General features: G+C 59.1%; 12 protein-coding genes and 2 pseudogenes. 5 read left to right on the top strand and 9 right to left on the bottom strand.

The features are described 5' to 3' along the window. A pseudogene (locus D8U60_RS27945) lies at nucleotides 1-228 on the top strand (phage infection protein); the annotation flags it as partial. A gap of 70 nt (nucleotides 229-298) precedes the next feature. Here D8U60_RS27945 and D8U60_RS20840 read toward each other — a convergent pair. After that, entirely contained in the window at nucleotides 299-1,381 is a 1,083-nt protein-coding gene (locus D8U60_RS20840) for a DUF1615 domain-containing protein (RefSeq protein WP_110603796.1), read from the bottom strand. Between the two features lie 269 nt (nucleotides 1,382-1,650). Here D8U60_RS20840 and D8U60_RS20835 point away from each other — a divergent pair, with 269 nt between their 5' ends. The 3 genes from D8U60_RS20835 (at nucleotide 1,651) to D8U60_RS20825 (ending at nucleotide 6,149) form a co-directional block, all read left to right on the top strand. After that, nucleotides 1,651-3,855, top strand: coding sequence for a TonB-dependent siderophore receptor (locus D8U60_RS20835; RefSeq protein WP_122880152.1), 2,205 nt, complete (start codon nucleotides 1,651-1,653; stop codon nucleotides 3,853-3,855). Nucleotides 3,856-4,056: 201 nt separating this feature from the next. After that, complete coding sequence (locus D8U60_RS20830) at nucleotides 4,057-5,583, top strand: FAD-dependent oxidoreductase (RefSeq protein ID WP_130900828.1); 1,527 nt, start codon at nucleotides 4,057-4,059, stop codon at nucleotides 5,581-5,583. Between the two features lie 122 nt (nucleotides 5,584-5,705). After that, nucleotides 5,706-6,149, top strand: a complete 444-nt coding sequence (locus D8U60_RS20825) for a hypothetical protein (protein WP_125927234.1) — start codon at nucleotides 5,706-5,708, stop codon at nucleotides 6,147-6,149. 96 nt (nucleotides 6,150-6,245) lie between these two features. Here D8U60_RS20825 and hemB read toward each other — a convergent pair whose 3' ends face one another. Together hemB and D8U60_RS20815 are read right to left on the bottom strand one after the other, a co-directional pair. Further along, complete coding sequence (hemB, locus tag D8U60_RS20820) at nucleotides 6,246-7,220, bottom strand: porphobilinogen synthase (protein WP_016775388.1); 975 nt, start codon at nucleotides 7,218-7,220, stop codon at nucleotides 6,246-6,248. A 237-nt stretch (nucleotides 7,221-7,457) separates the two neighbouring features. Then, entirely contained in the window at nucleotides 7,458-8,156 is a 699-nt protein-coding gene (locus tag D8U60_RS20815; RefSeq protein ID WP_051600482.1) for a glutathione binding-like protein, read from the bottom strand. Nucleotides 8,157-8,437: 281 nt separating this feature from the next. Between D8U60_RS20815 and D8U60_RS20810 the strand changes: the two genes are divergently transcribed. Next, nucleotides 8,438-9,112 (top strand): histidine phosphatase family protein, encoded by a 675-nt coding sequence (locus tag D8U60_RS20810; protein ID WP_130900827.1) that lies wholly within the window; start codon nucleotides 8,438-8,440, stop codon nucleotides 9,110-9,112. 134 nt (nucleotides 9,113-9,246) lie between these two features. Here the strand turns inward: D8U60_RS20810 and mnmH are convergent, their stop codons facing one another. The 6 genes and pseudogenes from mnmH to D8U60_RS27710 all read right to left on the bottom strand — a co-directional run. Continuing rightward, nucleotides 9,247-10,350, bottom strand: a complete 1,104-nt coding sequence (mnmH, locus tag D8U60_RS20805; protein ID WP_130900826.1) for a tRNA 2-selenouridine(34) synthase MnmH — start codon at nucleotides 10,348-10,350, stop codon at nucleotides 9,247-9,249. Continuing rightward, nucleotides 10,350-11,384, bottom strand: coding sequence for a selenide, water dikinase SelD (gene selD / locus D8U60_RS20800; RefSeq protein WP_024013506.1), 1,035 nt, complete (start codon nucleotides 11,382-11,384; stop codon nucleotides 10,350-10,352). Before selD ends, mnmH begins: the two co-directional genes overlap by 1 nt. 111 nt (nucleotides 11,385-11,495) lie before the next feature. Next, complete coding sequence (icmH, locus tag D8U60_RS20795; RefSeq protein ID WP_130900825.1) at nucleotides 11,496-12,344, bottom strand: type IVB secretion system protein IcmH/DotU; 849 nt, start codon at nucleotides 12,342-12,344, stop codon at nucleotides 11,496-11,498. 142 nt (nucleotides 12,345-12,486) lie between these two features. Continuing rightward, nucleotides 12,487-13,593, bottom strand: coding sequence for a type VI immunity family protein (locus tag D8U60_RS20790; protein ID WP_130900824.1), 1,107 nt, complete (start codon nucleotides 13,591-13,593; stop codon nucleotides 12,487-12,489). Continuing rightward, nucleotides 13,586-14,734, bottom strand: coding sequence for a VRR-NUC domain-containing protein (locus tag D8U60_RS20785; protein ID WP_122611208.1), 1,149 nt, complete (start codon nucleotides 14,732-14,734; stop codon nucleotides 13,586-13,588). Before D8U60_RS20785 ends, D8U60_RS20790 begins: the two co-directional genes overlap by 8 nt. 182 nt (nucleotides 14,735-14,916) lie before the next feature. After that, a pseudogene (locus tag D8U60_RS27710) lies at nucleotides 14,917-15,910 on the bottom strand (type VI secretion system tip protein VgrG); the annotation flags it as partial.

The following is a 15,910-nucleotide window of genomic DNA, read 5'->3' as shown; positions in this document are numbered from 1 at the left end:
TCGGATCGTCTGATCGAACGCCGTGTTGCTGAAGGCGGCTCGGATCGTCTGATCGAACGCCGCGTTGCCGAAGGTGGCTCGGATCGTCTGATCGAACGCCGTGTTGCTGAAGGTGGTTCGGATCGTCTGATCGAACGCCGTGTTGCCGAAGGTGGCTCGGATCGTCTGATCGAACGCCGCGTTGCCGAAGGTGGTTCGGATCGCCTGATCGAACGCCGTGTTGCCTGATGCATGACTGCAAGCGCAACACCGCAGCGAAACCCGGCTCCCGCAGCCGGGTTTTTTATGTCTGCGTGTTTTATCCGGCCTTGGCCATGCAGCGCTTGTAACGCTCGTCCACGCGCTTGGCGAACCAGGCTGTGGTGAGTTTGCGGGTGATCTTCGGACTCTGCAGCACAATCCCCGGCAATACCGCGCGCGGTAACGCCTTGCCTTCGGCCCGCTCCGCCAGTTCGAACACGCGCTGATAGAGTTTGGTCTCTTCGAATTCCAGGGTTTTGCCTTTCTCCAATTGATCGCGAATCGTCGGGTTGCGCATGCCCAGCGACTTGCCGAGGGTGCGCACCGCCAGTTCGGTACTGCCGGGCATGATCGAGTCGTAGCGAATCAGGTCGCCGTCCAGGGTCAGCGGGATGCCGGAAGCGCGGCTGACCGCATTCTGAAACGCGGCATTGCGACTGGCGTACCAGCCGGCGTTGAAATCGGCGAAACGATACAACGGCTCACGGTAACTCACCGGATAACCGAGCAAATGGGCGATGCCGAAATACATGCCGCCGCGCCGGCTGAACACTTCACGACGAATCGTGCCGTCCACCGGGTACGGGTAATCCTTGGCGTGCTCCTCGGCGAATTCGATGCTGACCTGCATCGGCCCGCCGGTGTGCACCGGGTTGAAGCCACCGAACAGCGTACGGCCCATCGGCACCATGCCGATGAAGTCGTCGAAAATCGCGCTCAGCTCTTTTTCACTGCGCGCCGCATTCAGACGTTCGCTGTAGCTCTTGCCGTTGGGCGAGCGCACTTGCAGAGCGCCGCTGACCAGCAGGCTGGGGATGTGCACCTTGGCGGCGCGGCGGTCGATTTCGTCGCGGGCGATCTTGCCCAGCCCGGGCACCGTCGGGTCAGCCTGGAAAGTCGATTCCTGCTCGGCCACGGCCAGTACCGAACACAGATTCTGCGTGGTGGTGTTGATGCCCTGTGCGGCGAACGCGGCGTAGATGTCCGTGGCCCAGCCCTGACGGTCGGCAGTTTTTGCCGGCAACAGCCGAACGATTTCCGCCTTCACTTCAGCCGGCGGACGCGGCGCCGGTTCGTTGCTGCGCTGGCTGGCGCAACCGGCGAGCAGCAGCACGGCGCCGAGAGTAATGAGTAATCGCATGTTGCTCCATCCAATCAAATTAGCCACAACACCATACACAACCCCCGTAGGAGCTGCCGCAGGCTGCGATCTTTTGATCTTGCTTTTTGCAGATCAGATCAAGATCAAGCTCAAAAGATCGCAGCCTTCGGCAGCTCCTACACGCTGATGACAAACTGATTGCAAAACGTTACTGCGAAACCCTATCATTCGCGCCTGGAGTCGCATTAGCGCAAGGAGTTCCGCGCCGCCCTTATTTTTCTTTGGCCGTTCGCCTCCAGGTATCCGACATGCCCGCTTCAGCTCGACTCGGCGCTCCATTTCGCCCGACTTTGCTTGCCCTGCTGTGCTCCCTGACCGTCACCGCTCACGCTGCTGAACAAAACAGCAAAGCGCTGGTGCTCGACGACGTCAACGTCAATGCCCAGGCGCCTGCGCCCAACGCCCTGCCCCCGGTCTACGCTGGCGGTCAGGTCGCGCGCGGCGGCCAGTTGGGCGTGCTCGGCAATCAGGACATGATGGATGTGCCCTTCAGCGCAGCGTCCTACACCGAGCAATTGATCCAGGATCAGCAGGCGGAAAACGTCGCCGACGTGCTGCTCAACGATTCCTCTGTACGCCAGGCCTCGGGCTTCTCCAACCAGGCGCAGGTCTTCATGATTCGCGGCCTGCCGCTCAATGGCGATGATATTTCCTATAACGGCCTGTACGGCGTATTGCCCCGGCAGATCATTTCCACCGATGCGCTGGAGCGCGTGGAAGTGTTCAAAGGCCCCAACGCTTTCATCAACGGCGTAACCCCGACCGGTTCCGGCATCGGCGGCGGCGTCAACCTGCAACCCAAACGCGCCGGCGACGTGCCGCTGCGCCGTTACACCACCGACATCAACAGCGAAGGCCGCATCGGTCATCACTTCGATATCGGCCAGCGTTTCGGTGAAGACAACCGCTTCGGCGCGCGGGTCAACCTGTCGCAGCGCGAAGGCGACACCGGCATCGATCACGAGAACCAGCGCTCGAAACTGTTCGCCATCGGCCTGGATTATCGCGGCGATGCGCTGCGGGTGTCCGGCGACTTTGCCTATCAGAAGGAACGCGTCAACGGCGGCCGCAGCTCGGTCAACCTCGGCACCGCCACGCACATCCCGGACGCGCCATCGGCGGACACCAACTACGCGCCGAAATGGGGTTACACCGACATCGAAGACACCTTCGGCATGCTCCGCGCCGAGTACGACCTCAACGACAACTGGACCGCTTATGCCGCCGGTGGTGCCAAGCACACCCGTGAAGTCGGCCGGTACAACTCGACCACGCTGGTCGGCAACAGCGGCGCGTCGTTCACCACTGGCTCGTTCGTCCCGCATGACGAGGACAACACCAGCGTCATGGCCGGCCTCAACGGCAAATTCAACACCGGCCCGGTCAGCCACAAGCTGAATTTCGGCCTGACCGGGATCTGGGCCGAGCAGCGCAGTGCTTATGACTTCGACCTGACCCGCTACTCGAACAACATCTATCACCCGATCACTACCCCAGCGCCGGTCGGCAACTTCGCCGGTGGCGATCTCAACGATCCAGGCATCGTTGGCAAGACCTTCAACCGCAGTGTGGCGATTTCCGACACCCTCGGGTTCTTCGATGATCGCCTGCTGGTCACCGCCGGTCTGCGTCGTCAGCAACTGGTGGTGCAGGGTTACAGCTACGCCAGCTACGGCAGCGGCCCGCGCTCGTCGAGCTACGACGAATCGATCACCACGCCGGTGTACGGCATCGTGTTCAAGCCGTGGGAGCATGTGTCGTTCTACGCCAACCATATCGAAGGCCTGGCCCAAGGGCCGACTTCGCCGACCAGCTCCGGCGGTTTCCGCGTCACCAACGGCAACGAAGTGTACGCACCGAAGCGCTCCAAGCAGACCGAACTGGGCGTGAAAGTCGACATGGGCACCTACGGTGCGAGCCTGGGCGTTTATCGCATCGAACAGCCGAGCGACGGCTACTGCGAAATCAACAGCGCCACCACCTGCACCTACGTCCGCGAAGGCGAGCAGATCAACAAAGGCGTGGAGATGAACGTGTTCGGCGAGCCGATCGACGGCCTGCGCCTGATCAGCGGCCTGACGCTGATGGACACTGAACTGAAAAACACCCTCAACGGCGCCAACGACGGCAACCGCGCCATCGGCGTACCGACCTTCCAGTTCAACGCTGGCGTGGATTGGGACGTGCCGGGCCTGCAAGGCGTTGCGCTGAACGCGCGGATGCTGCGCACCGGCGGGCAATACGCCGACGCGGCGAACAACCTCAGCCTGCCGACCTGGAACCGCTTCGACGCGGGCGCGCGTTATGCGTTCAAGGTGTCGGAGAAGGACGTGACCGTGCGGTTCGGCGTCGAGAACGTGGCGAACAAGAAGTACTGGGAATCGGCACAGGGCGGCTACCTGACCCAGGGCGAACCGCGAGTGGCGAAGTTGTCGGGGACGATCGACTTCTAAGCGTGATTGCGTCGTAAAAAAGGCCCCGCAGCTTCATTGTTGCGGGGCCTTTTTGGTTTTTTTGGTGCTTGACCGGACGCTTCGCGAGCAGGCTCGCTCCCACACTGGAATGCGTTCCCTGTGGGAGCGAGCCTGCTCGCGAAGAGGTCGGAACTGGCGACCTGATCCATACTTGCTGCACAGCCACAGGAGGACAGCCCCATGAACCGCAGCGACGTGCTGATCATCGGCGCCGGCCCGACCGGTCTGGTCCTGGCGCTGTGGCTGAGCAAACTCGGCGTGCGCGTGCGCATCATCGACAAGACCTCGGCGCCAGGTTCCACTTCCCGCGCTCTGGCCGTGCAGGCACGCACCGTCGAGCTGTATCGCCAACTCGATCTGGCCGACACCATTGTGCGTCGCGGCCATCAGGTCGCGGCGGCGAATTTCTGGGTCAACGGCAAACCGGTCGCGCACTTGCCGCTCAAGCGCATCGGCGAAGGCTTGACGCCCTACGCGTTCGTCGAGATTTTCCCGCAGGACGAGCACGAACGGCTGTTGCTCGAGCGCCTCGAAGATTACGGCGTCAGTGTCGAGCGCAATACCGCACTGGACAGCTTCGAGGAAACTGGCGACACCCTCACCGCCCACCTGCGCCTGCCCGATGGCCGGCAGGAAGTCTGTCAGGCCTGCTATCTGGCCGGTTGCGACGGCGCCCGTTCGGTGGTGCGCAAAGCCCTCGACACCGACTTCCCCGGCGGCACCTATCAGCAGATTTTCTACGTCGCCGATATCACGGCCAGCGGCCCGGCGCTGAATGGCGAGTTGCATCTGGACCTGGACCAAGCGGATTTTCTCGCGGTGTTTCCACTGGCCGGCGAAGGCCGCGCGCGGCTGATCGGCACGGTGCGTGACGAACGCGCCGAGCGTGCCGACACCCTGCAATTTGCCGACGTCAGCAGCCGCGCCATCGAGCAGCTGAAAGTGCATATCGAAGACGTGCACTGGTTCTCCACTTACCGCGTGCATCACCGGGTGGCCGAGCACTTTCGCAGCGGCCGGGCGTTTCTGCTCGGGGATGCCGCCCATGTGCACAGCCCCGCCGGTGGGCAGGGCATGAACACCGGCATCGGCGATGCGATCAATCTGGCGTGGAAACTCGCTGCCGTGCTCAGTGGTGGCGCCGAGCCGAGGCTGCTCGACACCTACGAATCCGAGCGCATCGCCCTCGCTCGCCGACTGGTCTCCACCACCGACAAGGTCTTCAGTTTCGTCACCGCGCAGGGTCGCATGGCCGATCTGCTACGGATGCGTGTGGCGCCGTTTCTGCTGCCGAAAATGGCCGGGGTCGAAGCCAGCCGCGAATTCCTGTTTCGCACGGTCTCGCAAGTCACCCTCAACTATCGCGGCATGCCACTGAGCCAGGGTGAAGCCGGCCACGTGCACGGCGGCGACCGCTTGCCGTGGGCGCATGATGGCGAAGGAGATAATTTCGAGCCGCTACGGCAGCCGTGCTGGCAGGTGCATGTGTACGGCGACACCAGCGACGAGATGATCGCCTGGTGCGCCGAACACCACTTGCCGCTGCACGTCTTCGACTGGCGCCCGGCGTTTGAAACGGCGGGATTGGGGCGCAACGGATTTTATCTGTTGCGGCCGGATACCTATGTGGCGATTGCCGACAACAGTGCCGATCCGAAGGTGATCGAACGCTACTTCCGCGATCACGGTATCCGGCCTTTTCAGTGACCTTCACACCTCATTGGCCAGCCATTCGTCGGAAAGACCTGAACACCTGTCAACTCTGACAGTAGACGCATTGCGCAGCGCCACCTCTAATCATTGCTCACCGTTTTCAAGGAGCAATCAAGATGGAACTGTCCACCGCAGACCAAGTGCAAGACATAGAGGTCACTGGAACATTAAACGCACTGTTCGAAGTCGCCGACCACCAACCTTTAAATGCTGCTTTGATCGAGTTGCGTTCAACCCAGCGGGTAAAATATGAGTTCCGAGGGAGAACGGAGGCCAACGACAGGTCTTTTATATTTCAAATTTTCAGAGATCTGGAAGATGGAACATATGAAATACCTTCGACCTACTACCAGTACGCCGCAGTGTACTTTGCAAATCATGCAGGTTGGACGTACGCATCGCCCAATCAATCAATTTTGCATCTAACGATTTCTGAAAATAAAACTCGTTTCAGTGGAAAAATCAAAGCTGATTTCGATCCAATCGAACACAAAATTGGTGCTCCAACGCTGCATGTCACTGCGTCGCTAGGTGTCAAACTCAGCAAAGCTCTTTTCTGATAAAAATCGAGTCATGGAGACGATCGCAACCTGACGCCTCTGCCTACAAGGAGCAACCATTCCATACAGGCAATGCTGCAAGTTGCGATTCCTTTCTCAGATCCCCGCCAACGCCAGATCCATCGCAAAGTAAGTGAAGATCAGATCCGCCCCGGCACGCTTGATTGCGCCAAGACTTTCGCGGACCACGCGATCTTCATCGATCGCACCGGCCTGGGCGCCGAACTTGATCATCGCGTACTCGCCGCTGACCTGATACGCCGCCAGTGGCAGGTTCGAGGCCTGGCGGATGTCGCGGATGATGTCGAGGTAGGCGCCGGCCGGTTTGACCATCAGCGCATCGGCACCTTCCTGCTCGTCGAGCAGCGATTCGCGCAGGGCTTCGCGGCGGTTCATCGGGTTCATCTGATAGCTTTTGCGGTCGCCCTTTAGCGCGCTGCCGCCAGCCTCGCGGAACGGACCGTACAGCGCCGAGGCGAATTTGGTCGAATAAGCCATGATCGGAATCTGCGTGAAGCCGGCGGCGTCGAGCGCCTGGCGAATCGCGCGCACCTGGCCGTCCATTGCTGCCGACGGTGCGATTACGTCAGCCCCGGCGCGGGCGGCGGCCACGGCTTGCTTGCCGAGATTGATCAGAGTCTGGTCGTTGTCGACTTCGTGGTTGTGCATCACGCCGCAATGGCCGTGATCGGTGTACTCGCAGAAGCAGGTGTCGGACATCACGATCATTTCCGGCACGGCGTCCTTGGCAATGCGCGACATGCGCGAGACCAGACCGTCTTCGCGCCAGGTGTCACTACCGTTGGCATCGAGATGATGGGACACGCCAAAAGTCATCACCGACTTGATGCCGGCACGGGCATAGCGCTCGATTTCGCTGGCCAGTTTGCGCTCGGGAATGCGCTGCACGCCGGGCATGCTGGTGATTGGCACGAAGTCGTCGATGTCTTCCTCGACGAAGATCGGCAGGACCAGGTCGTTCAGGCTAAACTCGGTTTCCTGGAACAGACTGCGCAGGCTCGCATTGCGGCGCAGACGGCGGGGACGTGCTTCGGGGAACTGACTGGACATGGGGCCTTTCCTGAAAACAGCGGATGAGACGAAAGTCGTAGGGGGCGAAGCTTATGCCTTGCGGCGGGTGCGGGACAAACCTGGATCAATCAAGAGAGCGTTACCGCAGGTGCAATAATCCCTGTAGGAGCTGCCGAAGGCTCGGGCCGCGATCGGACGATCTCTTGATCTTGTTTTTTAGGATCAAAGTCAAAAGATCGCAGCCTTCGGCAGCTCCTACAGGGGGAACGCGGTGAGTCAGGAAGGAATGGTCAGGCCACGAATGACCGCCGGGCGCGCGAGAAACCGCTCCAGCACCCGTGTGACATTGGGGAAATTCTGAATCCCGACCAGATCCCCGGCCTCATAGAAGCCAAGCAGATTGCGCACCCACGGGAACGTGGCGATGTCGGCGATGGTGTAGCGCTCGCCCATGATCCAGTCGCGGCCTTCGAGGCGGGTGTTGAGTACGTTCAGCAGGCGTTTGCTCTCTTCGACATAACGATCACGCGGGCGCTTGTCCTCGTAATCCTTGCCGGCGAATTTGTTGAAGAAGCCGAGCTGGCCGAACATCGGGCCAACGCCGCCCATCTGCCACATCAGCCACTGGATGGTCTCGTAGCGCAGCGCGCCTTCCTGAGCGAGCAACTGGCCGCTCTTGTCGGCGAGATAAATCAGGATCGCGCCGGATTCGAACAGCGGCAGCGGTTTATCTTCCGGGCCATGCGGGTCGAGGATCGCCGGGATCTTGTTGTTCGGATTCAGCGAGAGAAATTCCGCCGAAGTCTGGTCGTTGGTGTCGAAACCGACGCGGTGCGGCTCGTAGGGCAAGCCGATCTCTTCGAGCATGATCGACACTTTGACGCCGTTGGGGGTCGGCAGGGAGTAGAGCTGAATCCAGTCCGGGTACTGCGCCGGCCATTTCTGAGTAATCGGGAATGCAGACAGATCGGTCATTGGAAGCATCCAGTCACAAATTGAAAACCGATCATAAAGTAGGCCTGCCGCTGCGCCTACACGAACCGTAACATCCTGTCGCTAACCTGCCTGCATGCCCGCAAAGGTTGCCGCTAGAGTGCTGCGCACTGGCCTGGAACGAACCAAACGGCGTTACAGGACTCTGAGTTATGCCTTTCTCGCAGAGGAAGCTGTTCATGACAGGGAAACACCCGGTGCTGGGAGCCCGCGGTGCCAAGGTTTGTCAGCCTTAACCGATTTGCTGAAGAACCTTCAAATTGATGACGAATCTGATGAGTTTCGCCAAACGCTTCAAACATCGCGCGTACGTGGCCCTGCCCTCCCTGCTGGCAGTCAGCGCGCTGTTTCTGTCCCTCGAATCCAGCGAAAGCCGCGCACAACCAGCGGACGGCACGCAGACGCTGGTGTTCCTGCGCCACGCGGAAAAGCCCGAAGGCGGCCTCGGCCAGCTCAACTGCCAGGGCCTGAACCGCGCCATCGACCTGTCGACGCTGCTGCCGGAAAAATTCGGCAAGGCCGACTACGTGTTCGCCGCCAACCCGACGCGCAACGTCGAGGAAGGCGAGCTGGATAATTCCTACAGCTACATTCGTCCGCTGATGACCATCAGCCCGGCCGCGATCAAGCTCGGCCTGCCGGTGAACATCGAGTTCTCCGCCAACGACACCAGCGATCTGGCCCGCGAGCTGCTGGACGAGAAGTACCACGACTCGACGATCTATACCGCCTGGTCCCACGGTTATCTGCCGGATCTGATCAACAAGGTCGCTGGCAACGCAGTGGGCGAGCGGCAGAAGATCACCGATGACTGGGCCGGCGATGACTTCGACTCGCTGTATGTACTGACCCTGAAGTGGCACAACGGCAAGGCGAGTTTGCAGAGCCATGTCTACAAACAGGGGCTGGATAATGGCAAGGACACTTGCCCGACCTGAGTTATGTTTTGCCTGACCCGGCCCTATCGCGGGCAAGCCCGCTCCCACAGGTATGAGGGTGTGTATGAATTACCTGTACACCCACAATACCTGTGGGAGCGGGCTTGCCCGCGATGGGGCCAGCGATAATGCCTTCAATCCCTCTGGCTCACCCTCGCACGCAAATACTCGATCACCGCCCCCCGCTCTCCGGCAAACTCGATCCGCCCGCCCTTCTTCTCGCGCTGGAACACATACATCGGGTCGTAATACTCACGCAGCAAACCCTCGATCCAGCCGCGATGCAGGTCCACCGCGCCGCTGCGGCCCTGCTCGGCCAGCGCCTGTTCCATCAATGCCAGCATCCGCGAATGGCGCTCACCGCCGAGGCGTTTCTGTACGTTGTTGAGGCTTTCCAGCAGACGTTCGGAAAACAAGGCAAAACCGTTTTCGCCGTGCAGCGAAGCAAACTCCGCCGACAGATCGATGACGTAATCACGCAGGATCCGCTCGACACGATCCTCGAAACGATCCTCCAGCCAGACCATCGGGTATTGCTGCATGCCCTGATACAGCGGCAACGGCAAGGCGCAACTGCCGACCACACGGCTCTCGTCTTCGAGCACAAACTGCTCGATCCCGGCATCGCGCTTCTTCATGAAGTCGATGGCCAGGCGATTCTCGAAATCGATGTTTGACGGCTGCCCGGTGGCACGCTTGCCGAAACTGGAGCCGCGATGGTTGGCGTGGCCTTCCAGATCCACACCGTTGCGCAACTGCACCAGCACTTCGGTCTTGCCGGTGCCGGTCATGCCGCCGAGCAAAACGAAATCACACTGCGCGATGGCCTGCTCAAGGGTGTCGATCAAAAAACTGCGCATCGCCTTGTAGCCGCCGCCGACGCGCGGATAGTCGATGCCCGCCTCGTCGCGCAGCCACTGCTGGGTGATCTGCGAGCGCAACCCACCGCGAAAACAGTACAGATAACCATCGGGATGAGCCCGGGCGAAGTCGGCCCAGGCCTGGATGCGCTCGGCCTTGACCGAGCCGGACACCAGTTGGTGGCCCAGCTCGATCGCCGCCTGCTGGCCATGCTGCTTGTAGCAAGTGCCGATCTTCTGCCGCTCCAGATCATTCATCAGCGGCAGATTGACCACGCCGGGGAACGCGCCTTTGTGAAACTCGACCGGCGCGCGGGCATCCATCATAGGCCGGTCGTTGAGGAAAATATCGCGGTAGTCGGTGCAGTCGCGGAGCATCAGATCACCTCGACCGCGTTCGTCTGTCGCTCAACCAGTTCGCCGATCGGCGCAAGGTTCAGGCCCAGTTCGGCGGCAACGCCGAGGAACTCGTCATTGCCTTCAGGCGTGACCGCAATCAGCAGACCGCCGCTGGTCTGCGGATCGCACAGCACGCGTTTGTGCAGTTCCTGCACGCGGCCAACCTTGCTCGAATAGCTGTCGAAGTTGCGCAGCGTACCGCCCGGCACGCAGCCCTGATCGAGGTAGTACTCGACGCTGTCCAGACGCGGCACGCGGTCGTAGGCGATGCGCGCGGTCAACTGGCTGCCATCGGCCATTTCCACCAGATGCCCGAGCAGGCCGAAACCGGTGACGTCAGTCATCGCGGTGACGCCGGCGAGTTTGCCGAAACGGCTGCCAGGCTTGTTCAGGGTGCACATCCAGTCGCGGGCGACACCGACGTCGGCGGCGCGCAACTTGCCCTTCTTTTCGGCGGTGGTGAGGATGCCGATGCCCAACGGTTTGGTCAGGTACAACAGGCAACCGGCGGTAGCGGTGTCGTTGCGTTTCATGTGGCGCTTTTCCACAAGCCCGGTGACGGCGAGGCCGAAGATCGGCTCCGGCGCATCGATCGAATGCCCCCCCGCCAACGGAATGCCCGCCGCGTCGCACACCGAGCGACCGCCACGAATCACTTCCCGCGCCACTTCCGGCGCCAGCACATTCACCGGCCAGCCGAGGATCGCGATCGCCATCAACGGATCGCCACCCATCGCGTAGATGTCGCTGATTGCGTTGGTTGCGGCGATGCGGCCGAAGTCGAACGGGTCGTCGACAATCGGCATGAAGAAATCGGTGGTCGACACCACCCCGCGCTCGGCATCGATCGCATACACCGCCGCGTCATCACGCGATGCATTGCCGACCCAGAGTTTCGGATCGAGGTTCTGTGCGCCGCTGCCGGCGAGGATCACTTCCAGCACCTGCGGGGAAATCTTGCAGCCACAACCGGCGCCATGGCTGTATTGGGTCAGACGAATCGGCTCGCTCATGGGAGAGTCTCTGGCAATGAATGGGGCGGATTCTAGCAGAGCGTGGTGGAGCGTTTCTGTCGGGTGCATGCCGGGCGCGGCCTATTTGCCTCGTCTTCAGAAGAAAATCGGTTACAGGTTGAGAATCCGTTCCAGGGACACCAGCACTTCCTGAGTGATGGCATTCAGTCGGATCGTGTAGATCGTGTAGGCAACCGTCAGCACGACGGCGGCCATGGCCCAAGGCGTCCACAACGGCCATGTCCGCTTGATCCGGTAGTTGCGTGGCGCGACGTTTTTCAGCGGATCGGTCAGGCGCGCGGGCGTCTCGCCACGCAGTGGGCGCAGCAAGCCATGCAGTTGTTCGATGATCTTCTGTATTTCGTCATCGCCCTTGGCATGGGCGCCGTATTTGCCCTTGAGGCCGGAGATCAGGCACTGGTACATGAACTCCAGCACGTGCTGATAGCGGGCTGCTTCGGGGATCATGTTGTTCATGACGGTGAAGAATTTTTCGCCGCCCTGGGTTTCCCCGTGGAACTGACTGAGCAACGAGCGTGCGCTCCAACTCGAGAGCCGACCCCAAGTGGTGCGCATGACCACTTCGTCAATCAACAGGCACAGGCTGTAGGAATAGGCCTTGAGCATGCCGGCGTCGTAGTCGAGCTGGCTGACTTCTTCCATGATCGTGGTGATCTGGTTGCTGACGCTTTGGTACAGCGCAGGTACGTCGTCGTGCTGGTCCAGACGGCGCAGGCGAATGACCAGACCGATCAGCGGCGTGGCGGCATCGCACAGCGGGTTCCAGGCCACACCGCGTATGTCGAATTCAGGATCTGCTAGCAGCAAGGTTGGCTTGGGCTTGACTTGTTGCTCGGGCAGGTCCGGTTCAGCGTTACTGGTGTCCTGTTGCGAATAGTCGAAGAGCGGATTACTGGCGTCTGCCGCCGGCGCATTTTCGGTGGGTATGTAATCGGGCATCTTTTTTACTCCTTCTTATCCAGAACGGTAATTCCGGCTGCGGGATTACCGGTCAGTGGCCCCCAAACTCGCCACTACTCTGCTGGATTCGCCGATGGTAGCGGACGCGTTCGAGAATCCGTTCAACGCCGGCAGGGTTTGGTCACTGTTGTGATTTGTCTTCGGTGGCTTGTCCTAGAAAGCCATCAAACATCTGCCTGCTGGCATTTAATTGCTGCTGCTCCGCTGCTGATATGCGGCGGTACTGCGGTGAAGGCTGTCGCTTCGGGGTGTCTTTGGGAAGGTCAAACCGGCGCATCCATTGATTGCTGGTGCGCTCGTTGAGCCTCACTTCGCCAGCAATCGAGCCGTAATGCAGTGAACCGATGTTGCTGACCCGCAATGGCTTGAGCACTTCGTTGACCATCACATACAGTTCAGGACGCGGGTCAACGCTGGCCTTACCCAAGGCAGGCCAGTCCCCAGCACGAAAGATCGTGCCCCATTCGTAAGGCAAGACGCCGATGCGTACGTCGTTGAGTTGTTCGAGCAAGTCCGCAGTTGTGCCTAATTTGCTTACCCAATGGTGGGCGATAAAGGTGTACCAATTGAGGTTGGTATAGCCGGTGCGCCACTTTTGATTGCCGCAGGGAATGCACAAATCTGCCCCCCGATACTCTTGTATGAGTTCATATTCAATGTGTTGATAATTTTCCCACTCGAAACTGTGTTGAACGCCTAGTCCGGCGGCGCCGTGCAGCGGACGTAAAATATTGCAAAGATCGAGCATTAGGGTGTCGAATCTTTTCTTACCGGGGCCCTTAAGCTCTTCTACGGGAAGGTAGAGTCTGACAGTTGTCATCGAGCCATGAACCTTTTCGTACCACCCTGCAGGCGAGCAAACATCAAACATATACGCGCCGACTTTTTCAAACCCCTTGCCGGATGACCACATAAGTGCAGCCGACTCTGATAGTCCATCCGACTGTATATACGCAATGCAGTCCTGCTTGTTTTGCGGGTTGAAGGCTCTCTCAATCATGACCTCTCCCCCCGTATAACCCCACACCAATTTTTCACCGAAATACGTGCAATAGAGTTCAAAAGCCTGAGCAATATGTTTTCTCCGCACAGGAAGATAAGCATCGACCAAATGAAAAACCGCGACCATCCCGACTTGTAAAACCGGCTTCTCTTCATCGTCCTCATCAACAATGGTGAAGTCCCAGCGATGAGCATCGAAGTCTTTGAAAAATGTCTCTTCATTCATGATGGGTCTCCGGCGCATCTTCCCAGAACACATAATTGTGGATGGTGGTCTGCTGGTGCTGCTGACGTTGGTTCCATTCGGTCCACCGGGCTTGGGCCTCCTGCTCGTCCGCGACTAAAGTCGAATGTGAAGGCCCTGTATTGAGATGTGCAAAGGCTGGCATGGCGGCTCCAGTCCCTAAACCGCCACCCGCCAGAAGTCGCTTGGTGACAGCACTGATGAAAGGCTTGAAGCGGATCGAATGTCCGCCCGCATTGGCGACCAGAGCAGTTGCTTCAGCCGCAGCAGTAGCGGGCGCGGCCGCCATGGATGTCATCGCCGCGCCAATCGCCACAAAGGGTGCGGCCAAAGTGATTTCAATGCCTGCAACAGCTCGTCGATTCTCAGCCTGTATCGCTCGTTCATCCGGTGCTGCTGTCATCACTGGAGTTCCAAGTGCTACGAACTGGTTTTCCAATCTGAGCCGCGCTGCCGCATGTTCTGCATCTATGCGGCCAACCAGCAGCTTGTGCCTGGCCGCTGCGGCGCGCGACGCCAAGCTAGTGACTTGCGCGACCGGACGGTAGACTGGCTCACTGGCCGAGGAGCGGACCCACTCACGCCACTTTTGTTTATCGCTTGAGTCGCAATTTCTGGTCTCAAGGAGCCTCAGCTTCTGATACCCCCCTGCAATATCCGCGTATGCGGTCTGTTGATCACGAGTTAGCCTGTCCCCCGGAAACTTCATCTCAATCACCGATGCCAAATTACCTTGACTGTATTGCGACACCCCTGGGTTTCCGAACGATTTAAGACGCAGGACATCAGGTATACGCAGCAATCCACGAGGTTTTTTTTGTCCATCAATCCAGAGTGCACCGTCACTCGTCGAAGGCGTGGGTGACAAAAGTTGTTCAAGATCCGTTTTGCTCAACAGATCGGTTTCAACGCGCATGCTTGCAAGTTGTTCAAAGTGACGGTTGCGCAACTGTTGATACTGCGAAAGCGGAAAACTGCTTGGCCGATGAGGCTCGCGCTTGCTCATGATCGGTTGCGGTGGACTTTTGCTCATATCAAAGCCGACTTCACCGCAGTAAGGAAAGTGATACTTGAACGCTTCGTTATCACACCGCACTAACTGCGAGACGGTGCGCTGATACATTGGATAGCCATCCTTCGCGCGCTTATAGGGAGTCGCTCTAGCGTATGAGGCTTTTTCACACAAGTACCATAAGTCCAGGGGGTCCGTGACGGGTAACACCATGCCGCTACTACTGGGTTTAGTGACACTGCGGGTTTTACCGGCAGGGGCTCGGCTTGCTGTTCGCGGCTTTAAGGGTTCATTCATGACTTGTTCTCTTCCGATGTCGGGTTCAGGGCAAAGTCAATGTCCATAACGCCGAAGTCATCCCAGTATCCGGCACGGAGCTTCACGAGTTTGTTCTCATCGGCTAATACTTGAATTTCCAAAGGCTCTGCATCGCTTGAACTAACAATTTTGGTTTTGCCTTCGGCGTCAGTTCTTTCGCGTAAAGTGTGGCCGCTGCCGCGTGATATTTCATAAGGCCGATCGGCTACCGGAGCACCGGTATTGGCGTCCCGCAGGATAAAAAATTCTTGCAAGTCGCCGGCTGAAGGACTGCCTTCTCCCCTCCAGCCGCCATGGCCTTCAGGCCGGCCGTGCATCTCGACCGGACCTTTGATAGTGATCAATAAGCCGTCGAGTGTGATGCCGCTGTCGTCGAGGGTGAGAGTTCCCGCAGGGGCCCTGAAGACAATGCGCTGCCCTGCTTTCACTTCGTAGTAAGTAGTTTCCTGTTCAATAGTCTTACCAACCGCCAGCCGATAATTACTCTGTACTTTGTGATCGACGTTCCCGCCGGTTCGAATGTGATGATCAGTTCCCGTTTTATCGTGGCGCTCATTGCCAACACATTCGATACGGTTGTTGTCGATGACGATCTCGTGATCACGACCGACATGGTGAAACCTATCCCGAGCGACGGCGTGACGATGGTCCTGGCCAATATTCACGGTCTCGTTGTTGCTGACCTGTTCTATACGGTCATGGCCGACCTCGACTTTTTCATCATGTTCGACCCGCTTGTTACGATCATTGCCAACAAACACTCCATTGTCGTTTTTGACATGAACGTTCTTGTCCCTTTCCGCATGGATAAACACCTCCTGCTGGCCCAACTCATCCTCAAACCGCAGCTCATTGAAACCTGCCCCTTTGTGCGTGCGGCTTTTGATGGTCATGCGGGTTTTGTGTTTCGGTAATTCATACGGCGGCAGGTTGGTTTGCCGATATGCACGCCCGGTCGCAATTGGCTGG

This window comes from Pseudomonas sp. Sample_11, assembly GCF_004307505.1.
Classification (GTDB): Bacteria; Pseudomonadota; Gammaproteobacteria; order Pseudomonadales; family Pseudomonadaceae; genus Aquipseudomonas; species Aquipseudomonas atacamensis.
Note: the sequence above shows the minus strand (reverse complement) of the source record. Positions and strands in the feature narration are given on the sequence as shown.

Bases quoted from the DNA above. Each gene is read 5' to 3' on its own strand.
- D8U60_RS20815 (WP_051600482.1), bottom strand. From the start codon at position 8,156: ATGACCGATCTGTCTGCATTCCCGATTACTCAGAAATGGCCGGCGCAG.
- hemB (WP_016775388.1), bottom strand. From the start codon at position 7,220: ATGTCCAGTCAGTTCCCCGAAGCACGTCCCCGCCGTCTGCGCCGCAAT.
- D8U60_RS20810 (WP_130900827.1), top strand. From the start codon at position 8,438: ATGACGAATCTGATGAGTTTCGCCAAACGCTTCAAACATCGCGCGTAC.
- D8U60_RS20835 (WP_122880152.1), top strand. From the start codon at position 1,651: ATGCCCGCTTCAGCTCGACTCGGCGCTCCATTTCGCCCGACTTTGCTT.
- D8U60_RS20825 (WP_125927234.1), top strand. From the start codon at position 5,706: ATGGAACTGTCCACCGCAGACCAAGTGCAAGACATAGAGGTCACTGGA.
- D8U60_RS20785 (WP_122611208.1), bottom strand. From the start codon at position 14,734: ATGTATCAGCGCACCGTCTCGCAGTTAGTGCGGTGTGATAACGAAGCG.
- D8U60_RS20830 (WP_130900828.1), top strand. From the start codon at position 4,057: ATGAACCGCAGCGACGTGCTGATCATCGGCGCCGGCCCGACCGGTCTG.
- D8U60_RS20840 (WP_110603796.1), bottom strand. From the start codon at position 1,381: ATGCGATTACTCATTACTCTCGGCGCCGTGCTGCTGCTCGCCGGTTGC.
- D8U60_RS20790 (WP_130900824.1), bottom strand. From the start codon at position 13,593: ATGAATGAAGAGACATTTTTCAAAGACTTCGATGCTCATCGCTGGGAC.
- selD (WP_024013506.1), bottom strand. From the start codon at position 11,384: ATGAGCGAGCCGATTCGTCTGACCCAATACAGCCATGGCGCCGGTTGT.
- mnmH (WP_130900826.1), bottom strand. From the start codon at position 10,350: ATGCTCCGCGACTGCACCGACTACCGCGATATTTTCCTCAACGACCGG.
- icmH (WP_130900825.1), bottom strand. From the start codon at position 12,344: ATGCCCGATTACATACCCACCGAAAATGCGCCGGCGGCAGACGCCAGT.